Raw genomic sequence first — 18212 nt, forward strand, 5'->3', positions numbered from 1 at the left:
GCTCCGCTTAGGCGGCCTGGGCCTTGCTCACCATCTTGCGCGCGTGGGCCAGGGATTCCTTGGTCAGATCGACGCCGCCGAGCATGCGCGCGATTTCCTCGATACGGCCGTCGTTGTCCAGCTTGCTCACCGCCGTGGCAGTGGCGTCCTCGTCGCGGCGCTTGTGCACGAACAGGTGCTGATGGCCCTGCGCGGCCACCTGCGGCAGGTGGGTGACGCACAGCACCTGGCCGCGTTCGCCGAGGCGACGCAGCAACTGGCCGACCACTTCGGCGGTGGGGCCGCCGATACCGACGTCCACTTCGTCGAACACCAGGGTCGGCACGCGCGAGGTCTGCGCGGTGATCACCTGGATTGCCAGGCTGATGCGCGACAGTTCGCCGCCCGAGGCCACCTTGGCCAGCGCACGCAGCGGCTGGCCGGGGTTGGCGCTGACCAGGAACTCCACGCTCTCCAGACCACCGGCCTGCGGCTCGTCGCTGTCCAGCGGTTGCAGCTGGATGCTGAAACGCCCGCCGGGCATGCCCAGCGCCTGCATCTCCTGCTCCACCGCGGCGCTCAGGCGCGCGGCGGCCTGGGCGCGCAGGGCGCTGAGTTCTTCGGCCTTTTCCCGGTAGTGGCGGGCGTAGGCGGCCAGCTCCTCGGCCAGGCGCTCGCCGGCCTGGTCGTCGGCGTTCAGCCCTTCCAGCTCCTCGAACAGTTGCTGCTGCAGGGCGGCCAGTTCGCCGGGCTGGATGCGGTGCTTGCGCGCCAGGGTGTAGATGCTGTCCAGGCGTTCTTCCAGGTATTGCTGGCGCTCGGGGTCGGCGTCGAAGTGATCGAGGAAGCGGTTCAGCTCGCCGACCGCTTCTTCCACCTGGATCTGTGCGCTGGCCAGCAGGTTGCTGGCTTCGCCGAGGGCGCCGCCCTGGCCGGCGAAGCCGCCGAGACGATTGAGGCTGGCGGTCAGTGCCGACAGCACGTTGCCGGCATCGCTCTCGCTGCACAGCTCCAGCACCTGACGGCAGGCGCCGAGCAGGGCTTCGGCGTTGCTCAGGGCCTTGTGCTCCTGTTCCAACTGTTCCAGTTCGTGCTCGCCCAGGGCCAGGTTGTCCAGTTCTTCCAGCTGGTAGCTGAGCAATTGATGGCGAGCGCGCTGCTCGTCGCCCTGGCTGGAAACGCGCTGCAGCTCGTTGCGCGTCTGCTTCCAGCGCTGCGCGGCCAGTTGTACCTGGCGCGCCAGCTCCTGGCTGGCGGCGTATTCGTCGAGCAGGCGGCGATGGGTGTCGGTCTTCAGCAGCGACTGGTGCTCGTGCTGGCTGTGGATATCGATCAGCAGCTCGCCGAGGGCCTTGAGGTCGCCCAGTGGGCAGGGCGTGCCGTTGATATAGCCGCGCGAGCGGCCCTCGGCGGTGATCACTCGGCGCAGGATGCACGGGCCGTCGTGGTCCAGGTCGCGTTCGGCGAGCCAGGCGCGGGCTTCGGCGATGTCGCTCAGGTCGAAGCTGGCGAGGATGTCCGCCTTGTCGCTGCCGGGGCGCACCACGCCGCTGTCGGCGCGGTCGCCCAGGCACAGGCCGAGGGCGTCGAGCATGATCGACTTGCCGGCGCCGGTCTCGCCGCTGATGGCGCTCATGCCGCGGTCCAGCTCGAGATCGAGGTGGTCGACGATGGCGTAGTTATGAATGGACAGGTGCACCAGCATGGCGAACGCTCCCGAAGTGAAGTCTGGTTATTTATACAGTGTTTTTTCTTTTCCTGACAATCCTCCCTATCGCCCCTTGAAAGCTGGGGATTTGGCTCCATATAGGCGGGCAGGTGCGCGAGTCGAGTTCGCGCCGGTTTATTCGAGAGGAGAGAGGCATGGCTGACGAACAGACCCTGGATACGCAGAACCCCGAGGCGCAGGCGGCTGAGGCCGCGGCGGCGGGCGACGACCTGGCTGCTCGCGTGCAAACGCTGGAAGAGCAACTGGCCGCTGCGCAGGATCAGTCGCTGCGCATGGCTGCCGACCTGCAGAACGTGCGCCGCCGCGCCGAGCAGGACGTGGAGAAGGCGCACAAGTTCGCCCTGGAAAAATTCGCCAACGACCTGCTGCCGGTGGTCGACAGTCTGGAGCGCGGCCTGGAGCTGTCCAGCCCGGACGACGAGGCGATCAAGGCGGTGCGCGAAGGCATGCAGCTGACCCTCAAGCTGTTCCACGACACCCTGGCGCGCTACCAGCTGGAAGCCATCGATCCGCACGGTGCGCCGTTCAACCCGGAACACCACCAGGCCATGGCCATGGAGGAGAGCATCCACGCCGAGCCCAACTCGGTGCTCAAGGTGTTCCAGAAGGGCTATCTGCTCAACGGTCGCCTGCTGCGTCCGGCCATGGTCGTGGTTAGCAAGGCGCCGCTGACGCCGCCGCCGTCCATCGACGAGCAGGCTTGAAATCCGCCGCGCCGTCCCCATTTCTAAGTCAAGCGTTTTAGTGCTACCGCCGCCGGCGAAACCAGGCAGCGGAAAAATCAAAGTTTCGGGAGAACATTCATGGGCAAAATCATCGGTATCGACCTGGGGACCACCAACTCCTGCGTCTCCATTCTGGAAAACGGCAACGTCAAGGTGATCGAGAACGCCGAAGGCGCGCGCACCACGCCGTCGATCATCGCTTACGCCAACGATGGCGAAATCCTCGTCGGCCAGTCGGCCAAGCGCCAGGCGGTGACCAACCCGCACAACACCCTGTACGCGGTGAAGCGTCTGATCGGCCGTCGCTTCGACGAAGAAGTGGTGCAGAAAGACATCCAGATGGTGCCGTACAAGATCGTCAAGGCCGACAACAACGACGCCTGGGTCGAGGTCAACGGCCAGAAGATGGCGCCGCCGCAGATCAGCGCCGAAGTGCTGAAGAAGATGAAGAAGACCGCCGAGGACTACCTGGGCGAGCCGGTCACCGAGGCCGTCATCACCGTTCCGGCCTATTTCAACGACAGCCAGCGCCAGGCCACCAAGGACGCCGGCCGCATCGCCGGGCTCGACGTCAAGCGCATCATCAACGAGCCGACCGCGGCGGCGCTGGCTTACGGTATGGACAAGGCCAAGGGCGACCACACCGTGATCGTCTATGACCTGGGCGGCGGTACCTTCGACGTGTCGGTGATCGAGATCGCCGAAGTCGATGGCGAGCACCAGTTCGAGGTGCTGGCCACCAACGGCGACACCTTCCTCGGTGGCGAGGACTTCGACATTCGCCTGATCGACTACCTGGTCGACGAGTTCAAGAAAGAAACCGGCATGAACCTCAAGGGCGACCCGCTGGCCATGCAGCGCCTGAAGGAAGCCGCGGAGAAGGCCAAGATCGAGCTGTCCTCCAGTCAGTCGACCGACGTCAACCTGCCGTATATCACCGCCGATGCCTCGGGGCCCAAGCACCTCAACGTGAAGATCTCCCGCGCCAAGCTGGAGTCGCTGGTCGAGGACCTGGTGCAGCGCACCATCGAGCCGTGCCGCATCGCGCTGAAGGACGCCGGCATCGACGTGGCCAAGATCGACGACGTGATCCTGGTCGGCGGTCAGACCCGCATGCCGCTGGTGCAGAAGACCGTCGCCGAATTCTTTGGCAAGGAAGCGCGCAAGGACGTCAACCCGGACGAAGCCGTGGCCATGGGTGCCGCCATTCAGGGCGCGGTACTGGCCGGCGACGTCAAGGACGTGCTGCTGCTCGACGTCAGCCCGCTGACCCTGGGTATCGAGACCATGGGCGGGGTGATGACCGCGCTGATCGAGAAGAACACCACCATCCCGACCAAGAAGTCGCAGGTGTTCTCCACCGCCGACGACAACCAGAGCGCGGTGACCATCCACGTGCTGCAGGGCGAGCGCAAGCAGGCCGCGCAGAACAAGTCGCTGGGCAAGTTCGACCTGGCCGAGATTCCGCCGGCCCCGCGCGGTGTGCCGCAGATCGAAGTGACCTTCGACATCGACGCCAACGGCATCCTCCACGTGTCCGCCAAGGACAAGGCCACCGGCAAGCAGCAGTCCATCGTGATCAAGGCTAACTCCGGCCTGTCCGAGGACGAGATCGAGCAGATGATCCGCGACGCCGAGGCCAACGCCGAGGAAGACCGCAAGTTCGAGGAGCTGGCCACTGCGCGCAACCAGGGCGATCAGCTGGTGCACGCCACCCGCAAGATGCTCACCGAGGCCGGCGACAAGGCTGACGCCTCCGAGAAGGCGGCCATCGAGAAAGCCATCGGCGATCTGGAAGTCGCGCTCAAGGGCGACGACAAGGCCGCCATCGAAGCCAAGATGAACGCCCTGTCCGAGGCCACCACGCCGCTGGCGCAGAAGATGTACGCCGAGCAGCCGCAGGCCGGCGCCGCCCAGCCGGGTGACGGCGATGCCAAAGGCGCCGCCGACGACGTGGTCGACGCCGAGTTCGAAGAGGTCAAGGAGAACAAGTAAGGGCTGCGGTTCGCACGCGAACCGCCCCTGCTTTCGCTCCACCGTCGCCTGGCGACGGGCAGGATTCGCCGCGCGGGAGCCCTCTCCCGCGTCGGCGTATCTGGAGCTCACGAATCTGAGAGTGCAGCACGACTATGGCAAAACGAGACTATTACGAAGTCCTGGGTGTGGAGCGCGGCGCCAGCGAGGCCGAGCTGAAGAAGGCCTACCGGCGCCTGGCGATGAAGTACCACCCGGACCGCAACCCGGACGACAAGGGCGCCGAGGAGAAATTCAAGGAGGCCAACGAGGCCTACGAAGTGCTCTCCGACGCCGGCAAGCGTTCGGCCTATGACCAGTACGGTCATGCCGGCGTCGACCCGCAGATGGGCGGCGGCGGTGGCGCCGGTTTCGGCGGCGCCAACTTCTCCGACATCTTCGGCGACGTGTTCAGCGACTTCTTCGGCGGCGCCCGCGGCGGTTCGCGCGGTGGCGCCCAGCGCGGCTCGGATCTGCGCTACACCCTGGAGCTGGACCTGGAAGAGGCGGTGCGCGGCACCACCGTGACCATCCGCGTGCCGACCCTGGTCGGCTGCAAGACCTGCGATGGTTCGGGTGCGAAGAAGGGCACCAGTCCGGTGACCTGTACCACCTGCGGCGGTATCGGCCAGGTGCGCATGCAGCAGGGCTTCTTCTCGGTGCAGCAGACCTGCCCGCGCTGCCACGGCAGCGGCAAGATGATCACCGACCCCTGCGGCAGCTGCCACGGCCAGGGTCGGGTGGAAGAGAGCAAGACCCTGTCGGTCAAGGTGCCGCCGGGCGTCGACACCGGCGACCGCATCCGCCTGTCCGGCGAGGGCGAGGCGGGCTCCCATGGCGGGCCGGCCGGCGACCTCTACGTGGTGGTCAACGTGCGCGAGCACGCGATCTTCCAGCGCGACGGCAAGCACCTGTACTGCGAGGTGCCGATCAGCTTCGCCGATGCAGCGCTGGGCGGCGAGCTGGAAGTGCCGACCCTCGACGGTCGGGTCAAGCTGAAGATCCCCGAAGGCACCCAGACCGGCAAGCTGTTCCGTCTGCGCGGCAAGGGCGTGGCGCCGGTACGCGGCGGTGCGGCGGGCGACCTGATGTGCCGGGTGGCGGTGGAAACCCCGGTCAACCTGAACAAGCGCCAGCGCGAGCTGCTCGACGAGTTCCGCAAGTCGCTGCAGGGCGACGACTCCCACTCGCCCAAGGCCAGTGGCTGGTTCGAAGGCGTCAAGCGCTTCTTCGGCGACGTATAAAACCCTGGCCTCAGGCTGCAGGCATGGCTTGCAGCTTGAGGTTTGCAGCTTGGAGCTGATGCTATGCAACGTATTGCAGTGATGGGCGCCGCCGGGCGCATGGGCAAGACCCTGATCGAAGCCGTGCGCCAGGCCGAGGGCGCGCAGCTGACCGCCGCCATCGACCGCCCGGACAGCAGCCTGATCGGCGCCGATGCCGGCGAACTGGTCGGCCTGGGCAAGATCGGCGTGGCGCTGGTCGGCGATCTCGCCGCCGCGACCGCCGAGTTCGACGTGTTGATCGACTTCACCCACCCCTCGGTGACCCTGAAGAACCTGGAAATCTGCCGCGCCGCCGGCAAGGCCATGGTGATCGGCACCACCGGCTTCACCGCGGAAGAGAAGCAGCTGCTGAGCGAGGCGGCCAAGCAGATTCCCATCGTCTTCGCCGCCAACTTCAGCGTCGGCGTCAACCTCTGCCTGAAGCTGCTGGACACCGCCGCTCGCGTGCTGGGCGACGATGTCGATATCGAGATCATCGAGGCCCACCACCGGCACAAGGTCGACGCGCCGTCCGGCACCGCGCTGCGCATGGGTGAAGTGGTGGCCGATGCCCTCGGCCGCGACCTGCAGAAGGTCGCGGTGTACGGTCGCGAAGGCCAGACCGGCGCCCGGGCGCGCGAAACCATCGGCTTCGCCACCGTGCGTGCCGGCGACGTGGTCGGCGACCACACCGTGCTGTTCGCCGCCGACGGCGAGCGGGTGGAGATCACCCACAAGGCCTCCAGCCGCATGACCTTCGCCAAGGGGGCGGTGCGTTCGGCGCTGTGGCTGCAAAAGCGCCAGCCAGGGCTGTATGACATGCAGGATGTGCTGGAGCTGCGCTGAGGCAGGATGTCGCATGGCAGTGGATTTATGTCCGCTCGCCATCTTGCGGTGGACCGAAAAGGCCTTTTCCTGTAAGCTTCCCGCTTTAGTGTGTCCACTAAAAGTTACGCAGAAATGGCTCTGATAAAAAAGCGGGATGACCTTCACACGTCATCCCGCTTTTTTACAATCTGCGTTTGCTTCAAGCCTTGATCGAGACGGAGGTCTTCTTGACTAAGCCAGCCCCTAAACCCGCCATTCTGGCCCTCGCTGACGGCAGCATCTTTCGCGGCGAATCCATCGGGGCCGATGGCCAGACCATCGGAGAGGTGGTGTTCAACACCGCCATGACCGGCTATCAGGAAATCCTCACCGATCCTTCCTATGCCCAGCAGATCGTCACCCTGACCTACCCGCATATCGGCAACACCGGCACCACGCCGGAGGACGCCGAGTCCAACCGCGTCTGGGCCGCCGGCCTGATCATCCGCGATCTGCCGCTGATCTCCAGCAACTGGCGCGACAAGCAGCCGCTGGACGAATACCTCAAGGAAAACGGCACCGTCGCCATCGCCGGCATCGACACCCGCCGCCTGACCCGCATCCTGCGTGAGAAGGGCTCGCAGAACGGCTGCATCCTGGTGGGCGAAGGCGCCACCGAGGAAAAGGCGCTGGAGCTGGCGCGCAGCTTCCCGGGCCTCAAGGGCATGGACCTGGCCAAGGTGGTCAGCTGCGAGCAGCCCTACGAGTGGCGCTCCAGCGTGTGGAACCTGGACAGCGACAGCCACCCGGAAATCGCCGCGGCCGAACTGCCGTACCACGTGGTCGCCTACGACTACGGCGTCAAGCTGAACATCCTGCGCATGCTGGTCGCCCGCGGCTGCCGCCTGACCGTGGTGCCGGCGCAGACCCCGGCCAAGGACGTGCTGGCGCTGAACCCGGACGGCGTGTTCCTCTCCAACGGCCCCGGCGACCCCGAGCCCTGCGACTACGCCATCGCCGCGATCAAGGAAATCCTCGAGACCGAGATTCCGGTGTTCGGCATCTGCCTCGGCCACCAGCTGCTGGCCCTGGCCTCCGGCGCCAAGACCCTGAAGATGGGCCACGGCCACCACGGCGCCAACCACCCGGTGCAGGATCTGGATTCCGGCGTGGTGATGATCACCAGCCAGAACCACGGTTTCGCCGTGGACGAGAACAGCCTGCCGGGCAACCTGCGGCCGATCCACAAGTCGCTGTTCGACGGCACCCTGCAGGGCATCGAGCGTACCGACAAGGTGGCGTTCAGCTTCCAGGGTCACCCGGAAGCCAGCCCCGGCCCGCACGACGTGGCCCCGCTGTTCGACCGCTTCATCTCCGCCATGGCGGCCCGTCGCTGATCGCTGAGTCCAGGAATTCGAGAGTTACCCCATGCCAAAACGTACAGATATCAAAAGCATCCTGATCCTCGGCGCCGGCCCCATCGTCATCGGCCAGGCGTGCGAGTTCGACTACTCCGGCGCCCAGGCGTGCAAGGCGCTGAAGGAAGAAGGTTTCCGCGTCATCCTGGTGAACTCCAACCCGGCCACCATCATGACCGACCCGTCGATGGCCGACGCCACCTACATCGAGCCGATCAAGTGGGCCACCGTGGCCAAGATCATCGAGAAGGAGCGCCCGGACGCCCTGCTGCCGACCATGGGCGGCCAGACCGCGCTGAACTGCGCCCTGGACCTGGAGCGCCACGGCGTGCTGGAGAAGTTCGGCGTCGAGATGATCGGCGCCAACGCCGACACCATCGACAAGGCCGAAGACCGTTCGCGCTTCGACAAGGCGATGAAATCCATCGGCCTGGCCTGCCCGCGCTCCGGTATCGCCCACAGCATGGAAGAAGCCTACGGCGTGCTGGAGATGGTGGGCTTTCCCTGCATCATCCGCCCGAGCTTCACCATGGGCGGCACCGGCGGCGGCATCGCCTACAACCGTGAGGAATTCGAGGAAATCTGCGCCCGTGGTCTGGATCTGTCGCCGACCAACGAGCTGCTGATCGACGAATCGCTGATCGGCTGGAAGGAATACGAGATGGAGGTGGTCCGCGACAAGAAGGACAACTGCATCATCGTCTGTTCCATCGAGAACTTCGACCCGATGGGCGTGCACACCGGCGACTCGATCACCGTCGCGCCGGCGCAGACCCTGACCGACAAGGAATACCAGATCATGCGCAACGCCTCGCTCGCGGTGCTGCGCGAGATCGGTGTGGAAACCGGCGGCTCCAACGTGCAGTTCGGCATCTGCCCGAACACCGGGCGCATGGTGGTGATCGAGATGAACCCGCGCGTGTCGCGCTCCTCGGCGCTGGCCTCCAAGGCCACCGGCTTCCCGATCGCCAAGATCGCCGCCAAGCTGGCCGTGGGTTACACCCTCGACGAGCTCTCCAACGACATCACCGGCGGTCGCACCCCGGCATCCTTCGAGCCGGCCATCGACTACGTCGTGACCAAGATTCCGCGTTTCGCCTTCGAGAAGTTCCCCAAGGCCGACGCCCGCCTGACCACCCAGATGAAGTCCGTGGGTGAAGTCATGGCCATCGGCCGTACCTTCCAGGAGTCGGTGCAGAAGGCTCTGCGCGGCCTGGAAGTGGGCGTTGCCGGCTTCGATCCGAAGCTCGACCTCAATGACCCGGAAGCCGAGAGCACCCTGCGTCGCGAGCTGACCGTGCCCAGTGCCGACCGCATCTGGTACGTGGCCGATGCTTTCCGCGCCGGCAAGAGCGTCGCCGAAGTGTTCGAGCTGACCCGCATCGACGAGTGGTTCCTGGTGCAGATCGAGGACCTGGTCAGGGAAGAGGAGAAGGTCAAGACCCTCGGTCTGTCCGCCATCGACTTTGAGCTGATGTTCAAGCTCAAGCGCAAGGGTTTCTCCGACGCGCGTCTGGCCAAGCTGCTCGGCGTCTCCGAGAAGAGCCTGCGCGCCCACCGTCACAAGCTCAAAGTGCTGCCGGTGTACAAGCGCGTCGACACCTGCGCCGCCGAATTCGCCACCGACACCGCCTACATGTACTCGACCTACGAGGAAGAGTGCGAGGCCGCGCCGTCGAGCCGCGACAAGATCATGATCCTTGGCGGCGGTCCCAACCGTATCGGCCAGGGCATCGAGTTCGACTACTGCTGCGTGCATGCGGCGCTGGCCATGCGGGAAGACGGCTACGAGACCATCATGGTCAACTGCAACCCGGAAACCGTCTCCACCGACTACGACACCTCCGACCGCCTGTACTTCGAGCCGGTAACCCTGGAGGACGTGCTGGAAATCGTCCGCGTCGAGCAGCCCAAGGGCGTGATCGTGCAGTACGGCGGCCAGACCCCGCTGAAGATCTGCCGCGCCCTGGAAGAGGCCGGTGTGCCGATCATCGGCACCAGCCCCGAGGCCATCGACCGCGCCGAAGACCGCGAGCGCTTCCAGCAGATGGTCCAGCGCCTCGGCCTGCGCCAGCCGGCCAACGCCACCGCGCGCAGCGAAGACGAGGCCCTGGCCCTGTCCAAGGGCATCGGTTACCCGATGGTCGTGCGTCCGTCCTACGTGCTGGGCGGCCGGGCGATGGAGATCGTCTACCAGGAAGAAGAGCTCAAGCGCTATATGCGCGAGGCCGTCAAAGTCTCGAATGACAGCCCGGTGCTGCTCGATCGCTTCCTCAACTGCGCCATCGAGGTGGACGTGGATGCGGTGTGCGACGGCGAGACCGTGGTGATCGGCGCCATCATGCAGCACATCGAACAGGCCGGCGTGCACTCCGGTGACTCCGCCTGCTCGCTGCCGCCTTACTCGCTGCCGGCGCACATCCAGGACGAGATCCGCGAGCAGGTCAAGAAGATGGCCCTGGAGCTCGGCGTGGTCGGCCTGATGAACGTGCAGATGGCCGTGCAGGGCGAGGACATCTACGTCATCGAAGTGAACCCGCGCGCCTCGCGTACCGTGCCGTTCGTCTCCAAGTGCGTCGGTGAGTCCCTGGCCAAGGTGGCCGCTCGGGTCATGGCCGGCAAGAGCCTGGCCGAGGTCGGCTACACCAAGGAAATCATCCCGCCCTTCTTCAGCGTCAAGGAAGCGGTGTTCCCCTTCGCCAAGTTCCCGGGCGTCGACCCCATCCTCGGCCCGGAAATGAAGTCCACCGGTGAAGTCATGGGCGTCGGCGACAGCTTCGGCGAGGCCTTCGCCAAGGCCCAGCTGGGCGCCAGCGAGATCCTGCCGAACTCCGGCTGTGCCTTTATCAGCGTCCGCGAAGACGACAAGCCGGAAGCCGTGCAGGTCGCCCGCGACCTGGTGGCGCTGGGCTTCGAGGTGGTCGCCACCGCCGGCACCGCCAAGGTGATCGAGGCCGCCGGGCTGCCGGTGCGTCGGGTCAACAAGGTGACCGAAGGTCGTCCGCATGTGGTCGACATGATCAAGAACGACGAAGTCACCCTGATCATCAACACCACCGAGGGGCGTCAGTCCATCGCTGACTCCTACTCGATCCGTCGTAACGCTCTGCAGCACAAGATCTACTGCACCACCACCATCGCGGCGGGGCAGGCGGTCTGCGAGGCGCTCAAGTTCGGTCCCGAGAAGACCGTGCGCCGGCTGCAGGATCTGCATGCAGGAATCAAGGCATGAATAAATACCCCATGACCGTCCAGGGCGCGCGCGCCCTGGAAGAGGAGCTGGCGCACCTGACCAAGGTGCTGCGCCCGCAGCTCAGTCAGGCCATCGGCGAGGCGCGCGAGCTTGGCGACCTCAAGGAAAACGCCGAATACCATGCCGCGCGCGAGCAGCAGGGCATGGTCGAGGCGCGTATCCGTGACATCGAAGGCCGCCTGCAGAATGCGGTGATCATCGACGTCACCAGCATCGCCCACACCGGCAAGGTGATCTTCGGCACCACGGTGGAAATCGCCAACGTCGAGACCGACGAAAGCGTGACCTACCAGATCGTCGGCGAGGACGAGGCCGACATCAAGCAGGGCAAGATCTCCGTCGGCTCGCCCATCGCCCGCGCCCTGGTGGGCAAGGAAGAGGGCGACGTGGTGACCGTGCAGACGCCCAGCGGCCTGATCGAGTACGAGATTGTCGAAGTCCGCCACCTATAAGCTGAGCCAGCCGTCGCGGGCCGGCGCCGTCAGCTGGCAGCTGGCCCAGACGCTCTGGGTCGGTGGCCTGTGGTTGCTGCAGTTCGTCATCCTGCCGGCCATCGGCCAGCTTGGCCTGGCGCCGCTGCTGGTCGAGGAGATCGCCACGCGGCTGGTGCCGCTGCTGGTGGGGATGACTGCCGTTTGCGTCGGCGTGCAGGTGGTGGCGCTGCTGCGCGGCGAGGGGTTGGTCAGCCTCTGGCGCGACTTGCGCGGTCAGCTGCTGCTGACCGTGGCGGTCATGGCGCTGAGTTATGGCGTGGTGCTGCGCTACTGGCCGGAGGCCGGGCAGTGGCTACGCTTCAGCTACCTGGTGATGGCATTCTGCGGGCTGCTGCTGGTGCTGCAGCCCGTGCCGGGGCAAACGCGCGGGGCTTGATGCCGCGGCTCAGCCCTGGTGACGAATCACGTTGGACAGGTTGCGGTTCGGCTTGGGGTTCTTGCGATAGAGCAGGGCCATCTTGCCGATCACCTGCACCAGTTCGGCCCGGCCGCTCTGGCACAGCGCCTCGATGGCGGCCAGGCGGTCTTCGCGCTCGGCGACGCGCAGCTGCACCTTGATCAGTTCATGATCGTTCAGGGCGCGCTCCAATTCGGCCAGCACGCCTTCGGTCAAACCGTTGTCGGCCACGATCAATACAGGTTTCAGGTGGTGGCCGATAGATTTGAACTGTTTCTTCTGCTCTTGAGTGAGCGGCATAATCTGACCCCTAAGTTCGGTCTGGAAAAACGGCGCCTATCTTACCCGAGCCGGCGCGGTTATTCATGACCCGTTAAATCCGAGGTTTTGCGTGGCCCGTTCCAAGACCAGCCAGCGTTGGCTGAAAGAACATTTCGATGATCCCTACGTGAAGATGGCGCAGAAGGACGGCTATCGTTCGCGCGCCAGCTACAAGCTGCTGGAGATCCAGGACAAGGACCGCATCCTGCGCCCGGGCATGACCGTGGTCGACCTGGGCGCCGCACCGGGCGGCTGGTCGCAGGTGACCAGTCGGGTGATCGGCGACAAAGGTCGGCTGATCGCCTCCGATATCCTGGAGATGGACGCCATTCCCGACGTTGCCTTCATCCAGGGCGACTTCACCGACGATGCGGTGTTCGCGCGGATTCTCGAAGCCATCGGGGAAAACCCGGTGGACCTTGTGATTTCCGACATGGCCCCCAATATGAGTGGGGTGAGAACCGCCGATCAGGCGCGCGCCATGTACCTGTGCGAGCTGGCGCTGGATTTGGCCGGGCGCGTGCTGCGTCCGGGCGGCGATTTTCTGATCAAGATTTTCCAGGGCGAAGGTTTCGACGCCTACCACAAGCAGGTGCGTGAGACGTTCGACAAGGTGCAGATGCGCAAGCCGCTGTCGTCGCGCGATCGCTCCCGCGAGCAGTACCTGCTGGCCCGCGGATTTCGCGGGGTCTAGGGTGAAACCGGCGCGCCCGGAGCGGGTCTCAATGTTAGAGACCTAATAAAGGGTTACAGACGGTGCCTGCCAGATGCGGGCGTTTGGTGTAAGTTAGGTCGGTATATCACTGGTCGTCATGGGAAGCCTGCTTCGCCACGAGGCCTGCTTCAGAGGGTAGCTAATTGAACGACATGGCAAAGAACCTGATCCTGTGGCTGATCATCGCGGCCGTATTGGTCACCGTGATGAACAACTTCTCCAGCCCGAGCGAGCCACAGACCCTGAGCTACTCGCAGTTCATCGAGCAGGTCAAGGAGGGGCGCGTCGAGCGCGTCACCGTCGACGGTTTCGTGATCACCGGCAAGCGCACCGACGGCGAAGGCTTCAAGACCATTCGTCCGGCGATCCAGGACGGCGGCCTGATCGGCGACCTGATCGACAACAACGTGGTCATCGAGGGCAAGCAGCCCGAGCAGCAGAGCATCTGGACCCAGTTGCTGGTGGCCAGCTTCCCGATTCTGGTGATCATCGCCGTGTTCATGTTCTTCATGCGTCAGATGCAGGGAGGCGCTGGCGGCAAGGGCGGGCCGATGAGTTTCGGCAAATCCAAGGCGCGCCTGCTCTCCGAAGACCAGGTCAAGACCACCTTCGCCGACGTCGCCGGTTGCGACGAGGCCAAGGAAGAAGTCAGCGAGCTGGTGGAATTCCTCCGCGACCCGGGCAAGTTCCAGCGTCTGGGCGGACGTATCCCGCGTGGCGTGCTGATGGTCGGCTCGCCAGGTACCGGTAAGACGCTGCTGGCCAAGGCCGTGGCCGGCGAAGCAAAAGTGCCGTTCTTCACCATCTCCGGCTCCGATTTCGTCGAGATGTTCGTCGGCGTGGGCGCTTCCCGCGTACGCGACATGTTCGATCAGGCCAAGAAGCACGCGCCCTGCATCATATTCATCGACGAAATCGACGCCGTCGGTCGCCATCGCGGCGCCGGCATGGGCGGCGGGCACGACGAGCGCGAGCAGACCCTCAACCAGCTGCTGGTGGAGATGGACGGCTTCGAAATGAATGACGGCATCATCGTCATCGCCGCCACCAACCGTCCCGACGTGCTCGACCCGGCACTGCTGCGCCCCGGTCGTTTCGACCGCCAGGTGGTGGTCGGCCTGCCGGACATCCGCGGCCGCGAGCAGATTCTGAAGGTGCATATGCGCAAGGTGCCGATGAGCGACGACGTGCAGCCGGCGGTGATCGCCCGCGGCACCCCGGGCTTCTCCGGCGCCGACCTGGCCAACCTGGTCAACGAGGCCTCGCTGTTCGCCGCCCGCGCTGGCAAGCGCGTGGTGGAAATGAAGGAGTTCGAGCTGGCCAAGGACAAGATCATGATGGGCGCCGAGCGCAAGACCATGGTCATGTCCGACAAGGAGAAGCTCAACACTGCGTTCCACGAGGCCGGTCACGCCATCGTCGGGCGTCTGGTGCCCGAGCACGACCCGGTCTACAAGGTGTCGATCATTCCGCGCGGTCGCGCCCTGGGCGTGACCATGTTCCTGCCGGAAGAGGATCGCTACAGCCTGTCCAAGCGCGCGCTGATCAGCCAGATCTGCTCGCTGTTCGGCGGCCGTATCGCCGAGGAAATGACCCTGGGCTTCGACGGTGTCACCACCGGCGCCTCCAACGACATCATGCGCGCCACCCAGCTGGCCAAGAATATGGTGACCAAGTGGGGCCTGTCCGAGAAACTCGGTCCGCTGATGTATGCCGAGGAAGAGGGCGAGGTGTTCCTCGGTCGCAGCATGGGCAGCCAGCACAGCAATGTGTCCGGCGAAACCGCCAAGTTGATCGACGAGGAAGTGCGGCGCATCATCGACGAGTGCTACGCCACCGCCAAGAAGCTGCTGGTGGAGAACCGCGACAAGCTCGACGCCATGGCCGAGGCGCTGATGAAGTACGAAACCATCGACGCCGATCAGATCGACGACATCATGAATGGCCGCGAGCCGCGTGAGCCGCGCGGTTGGGATGGCGGCGGCGACTCCGGTGCGCCGCAGGCCAAGGTCGACGAGGTCGATCGTCCCGAGAAGCCCATCGGCGGGCCGGCGGCAGAGCACTGATCGCCTATGTCCCTCGCGCAATACCCAAGCCGGCTGCCCTGTGGCTGCCGGCTTCTTGATTTGTCCCGTCCGCAGGTGATGGGCATCCTCAATGTCACCCCCGATTCCTTCTCCGATGGCGGCCGCTTCACTGCGCGCGACGCCGCGCTGCGCCATGCCGCGGCCATGGCCGCGGCAGGGGCGACGCTGATCGACGTCGGTGGTGAGTCGACGCGTCCTGGCGCGCGCGTGGTTTCGCCGACCGAGGAGCTGGAGCGCGTGGCGCCGGTGGTCGAGGCCATCGCCCGTGAGCTGGACGTGATCATCTCGGTCGACACCTCGACCCCGGCGGTGATGCGCGAAACGGCGCGACTCGGTGCCGGGTTGATCAACGACGTGCGCTCGCTGCAGCGCGATGGCGCGCTGGATGCCGCCGCCGACAGCGGCCTGCCGGTGTGCCTGATGCATATGCGCGGCGAGCCCGGCAATATGCAGGACGACCCGCAGTACCCGGATATCCTGGTCGAGGTGCGCGACTTTCTCGAAGAGCGCATGGCAGCCTGCGCGACGGCCGGTATTCCCGCCGAGCGGATCGTGCTCGATCCGGGCTTTGGTTTCGCCAAGACCCTGGAGCACAATCTGGCCCTGTTCAAGCGAATGGGCGAGCTCTCCGTCCTCGGCCGCCCGCTGCTGGTTGGCGTGTCGCGCAAGAGCATGATCGGCAAGGTGCTCGGTCACGAGGTGGGCGAGCGCCTGTATGGCAGCCTGGCGCTGGCGGCCCTGGCGCTGACCAAGGGCGCCCATATTTTGCGTGTGCACGACGTCGCCGAAACGGTGGACGTGGTGCGGATGATCGCCGCGGTGGAAGCGGCGCACTAACAAGGAAAGCGGTATGGCTAGAAAATACTTCGGCACCGACGGCATTCGTGGCCGCGTCGGGCAATTCCCCATCACTCCGGATTTCATGCTCAAGCTCGGCTGGGCGGCGGGCATGGCCTTCCGCAAGCAGGGTAAGTGCCGCATCCTGATCGGCAAGGACACGCGAATTTCCGGCTACATGTTCGAATCCGCCCTGGAGGCCGGTCTGGCCGCTGCCGGTGCCGACGTGCAGTTGCTCGGGCCGATGCCGACGCCGGCCATCGCCTACCTGACGCGTACCTTCCAGGCCGATGCCGGCATCGTCATCAGCGCCTCGCACAATCCGCACGACGACAACGGCATCAAGTTCTTCTCCCGCGAGGGCACCAAGCTGCCTGACGATGTGGAGCTGTTGATCGAGGAGCTGCTCGATCAGCCGATGACCGTGGTGGAGTCTGCCGGCATCGGCAAGGCCTCGCGGATCAACGATGCCTCGGGGCGCTACATCGAGTTCTGCAAGGGTAGCGTCCCCAGCGGCACCAGCTTCAAGGGGCTGAAGATCGTCGTCGACTGCGCCCACGGCGCCGCCTACAAGGTCGCCCCCAGCGTGTTCCGCGAACTGGGCGCCGAGGTGCGGGTGATGGCGGCGCAGCCCGACGGGCTGAACATCAACGACGCTTGCGGCTCGACCCATATCGCCGCCCTGCAGGCCGAAGTGGTCGCGCAGCAGGCCGATCTGGGCATCGCCTTCGACGGCGACGCCGACCGGGTGTTGATGGTCGATCAGCACGGCGCGGTGGTCGACGGCGACGAGCTGTTGTTCATCATCGCCCGCGATCTGCAGGAACGCGGTCGTCTGCGCGGCGGCGTGGTCGGCACGCTGATGAGCAACTTGGGCCTGGAGCTGGCCCTGGCCGAACTGAACATCCCCTTCGTGCGGGCCAAGGTCGGCGATCGCTACGTGATCGCCGAGCTGCTGGCGCGCAGCTGGCAGCTGGGGGGGGAGAATTCCGGGCACCTGGTGTGCTTCCAGCACACCACCACCGGCGACGCGATCATCGCCGCGCTGCAGGTGCTGATGGCGCTCAAGCGTCGCGAGCAAAGCCTGGCCGAGGCGCGCGGTGGGCTGAAGAAGTGCCCGCAGGTGCTGGTCAATGTGCGCCTGGGCGGCGATGTCGATCCGCTCGCGCACCCGTCGGTGCAGGAAGCCTGCAATCGGGTGACCGAGCGCATGGCCGGTCGCGGCCGGGTGCTGCTGCGCAAGTCGGGAACCGAGCCGTTGGTGCGGGTGATGGTCGAGGGCGACGAGGAAGGCTTGGTGCGCGGCTATGCCGATGAATTGGCTAAGATTGTTGCCGAAGTCTGTGCTTGATTGAGCTTGCTACCGAGGGTGCTCTTGGGTAACATCTGCGCCCTCTTTGATCGACGAGGTAAAACATGCGTCGCCCCTTGGTCGCCGGTAACTGGAAAATGCACGGTACCCGCGCCAGCGTCGCAGAGCTGATCGAAGAGCTTCGCCAGCTGGAGTTTCCGGCTGAGGTCGAAGTCGCGGTATTCCCTGGCAGCTTGCATATAGCCCAGGTCGTGGCCGGTCTGGCTGCTGGCGCTGTGAAAGTGGGTGCGCAGAATTGTGCAGTACAGGCGGAGCAGGGCGCCTTGACCGGTGAGCTGGCGACGAGTCAGTTGGTCGATGCCGGATGCGAGCTGGTGTTGGTTGGCCACTCCGAGCGGCGCCTGATCCTGGGCGAGAGCGACGAAGCGGTGATTCGCAAGTTCGCCGCGGCGCAGGTCGCGGGGCTGGTGCCGGTGCTTTGTCTCGGCGAGACGCGCGAGCAGCGCGAGGCCGGTGCGACGCTGGATGTGGTGGGTGCTCAGTTGGCTGCCGTGATCGACGCTCTGGGTGTCGAGTCGCTGGCAAAGGCGGTGGTGGCTTACGAGCCGGTTTGGGCCATAGGTACCGGGCTGACCGCTACGCCCGAGCAGGCCCAGCAAGTGCACGCGGCGATCCGCGCCCAGGTTGCGCAGGCGGATGCCGAGGTGGCGAGCGGTCTGAGAATTCTTTATGGCGGCAGTGTGAAGGCCGCCAGTGCAGCCGAGTTGTTCGGCATGCAGGATATCGATGGGGGGCTTGTGGGTGGAGCCTCTCTGAATGCGGATGAATTCGGTGCGATCTGTCGCGCTGCAGGAAACTGA

At 65.4% G+C, this 18212-nt stretch carries 15 protein-coding genes; 13 read left to right on the forward strand and 2 right to left on the reverse strand.

The window, feature by feature from the left end:
- Nucleotides 1-7: 7 nt before the first annotated feature.
- Nucleotides 8-1684: a DNA repair protein RecN gene (gene recN / locus AC1G9C_RS04735; protein ID WP_021444619.1), complete on the reverse strand. Its 1677-nt coding sequence runs from the start codon at nt 1682-1684 to the stop codon at nt 8-10.
- Nucleotides 1685-1842: 158 nt separating this feature from the next.
- On the opposite strand from recN, the gene grpE reads away from it, so the two are divergent.
- From grpE to AC1G9C_RS04775, 8 genes are all read left to right on the forward strand, one after another.
- Nucleotides 1843-2412 carry a nucleotide exchange factor GrpE gene (grpE, locus tag AC1G9C_RS04740; protein ID WP_021444618.1) on the forward strand — a complete coding sequence of 190 codons (570 nt, stop codon included), beginning with the start codon at nt 1843-1845 and terminating at the stop codon, nt 2410-2412.
- Between the two features lie 99 nt (nt 2413-2511).
- Complete coding sequence (gene dnaK / locus AC1G9C_RS04745; RefSeq protein ID WP_480409582.1) at nt 2512-4428, forward strand: molecular chaperone DnaK; 1917 nt, start codon at nt 2512-2514, stop codon at nt 4426-4428.
- Between the two features lie 134 nt (nt 4429-4562).
- Nucleotides 4563-5690, forward strand: coding sequence for a molecular chaperone DnaJ (dnaJ, locus tag AC1G9C_RS04750; RefSeq protein ID WP_031303276.1), 1128 nt, complete (start codon nt 4563-4565; stop codon nt 5688-5690).
- 63 nt (nt 5691-5753) lie between these two features.
- Nucleotides 5754-6557 carry a 4-hydroxy-tetrahydrodipicolinate reductase gene (gene dapB, locus AC1G9C_RS04755; protein ID WP_457787895.1) on the forward strand — a complete coding sequence of 268 codons (804 nt, stop codon included), beginning with the start codon at nt 5754-5756 and terminating at the stop codon, nt 6555-6557.
- Nucleotides 6558-6766: 209 nt separating this feature from the next.
- The gene (gene carA, locus AC1G9C_RS04760) at nt 6767-7915 is read left to right on the forward strand and encodes a glutamine-hydrolyzing carbamoyl-phosphate synthase small subunit (RefSeq protein ID WP_480409583.1); all 1149 of its coding nucleotides are present in this window, start codon (nt 6767-6769) and stop codon (nt 7913-7915) included.
- A 31-nt stretch (nt 7916-7946) separates the two neighbouring features.
- Nucleotides 7947-11168, forward strand: coding sequence for a carbamoyl-phosphate synthase large subunit (carB, locus tag AC1G9C_RS04765; protein WP_480409584.1), 3222 nt, complete (start codon nt 7947-7949; stop codon nt 11166-11168).
- Nucleotides 11165-11641, forward strand: a complete 477-nt coding sequence (greA, locus tag AC1G9C_RS04770) for a transcription elongation factor GreA (protein WP_021444612.1) — start codon at nt 11165-11167, stop codon at nt 11639-11641. The genes carB and greA overlap by 4 nt, the downstream gene beginning before the upstream one ends.
- On the forward strand, nt 11619-12059 hold the full coding sequence (locus AC1G9C_RS04775) for a DUF4149 domain-containing protein (protein WP_397486320.1): 441 nt from the start codon (nt 11619-11621) through the stop codon (nt 12057-12059). The genes greA and AC1G9C_RS04775 overlap by 23 nt, the downstream gene beginning before the upstream one ends.
- Before the next feature lie 9 nt (nt 12060-12068).
- Here AC1G9C_RS04775 and yhbY read toward each other — a convergent pair whose 3' ends face one another.
- On the reverse strand, nt 12069-12380 hold the full coding sequence (yhbY, locus tag AC1G9C_RS04780; RefSeq protein WP_031303274.1) for a ribosome assembly RNA-binding protein YhbY: 312 nt from the start codon (nt 12378-12380) through the stop codon (nt 12069-12071).
- 91 nt (nt 12381-12471) lie between these two features.
- Between yhbY and rlmE the strand changes: the two genes are divergently transcribed.
- The 5 genes from rlmE (at nt 12472) to tpiA (ending at nt 18212) form a co-directional block, all read left to right on the forward strand.
- A complete protein-coding gene (gene rlmE / locus AC1G9C_RS04785) occupies nt 12472-13095 on the forward strand; it encodes a 23S rRNA (uridine(2552)-2'-O)-methyltransferase RlmE (RefSeq protein WP_021444609.1) in 624 nt (207 codons plus the stop codon).
- Between the two features lie 173 nt (nt 13096-13268).
- Nucleotides 13269-15182 (forward strand): ATP-dependent zinc metalloprotease FtsH, encoded by a 1914-nt coding sequence (ftsH, locus tag AC1G9C_RS04790; protein ID WP_021444608.1) that lies wholly within the window; start codon nt 13269-13271, stop codon nt 15180-15182.
- 6 nt (nt 15183-15188) lie between these two features.
- Entirely contained in the window at nt 15189-16040 is an 852-nt protein-coding gene (folP, locus tag AC1G9C_RS04795) for a dihydropteroate synthase (protein WP_480409585.1), read from the forward strand.
- Between the two features lie 13 nt (nt 16041-16053).
- Nucleotides 16054-17391, forward strand: coding sequence for a phosphoglucosamine mutase (gene glmM / locus AC1G9C_RS04800; RefSeq protein ID WP_480409586.1), 1338 nt, complete (start codon nt 16054-16056; stop codon nt 17389-17391).
- A 65-nt stretch (nt 17392-17456) separates the two neighbouring features.
- Nucleotides 17457-18212: a triose-phosphate isomerase gene (gene tpiA, locus AC1G9C_RS04805; RefSeq protein WP_021444605.1), complete on the forward strand. Its 756-nt coding sequence runs from the start codon at nt 17457-17459 to the stop codon at nt 18210-18212.

The sequence above is a fragment of the Pseudomonas sp. ABa2 genome (genome assembly GCF_056676075.1).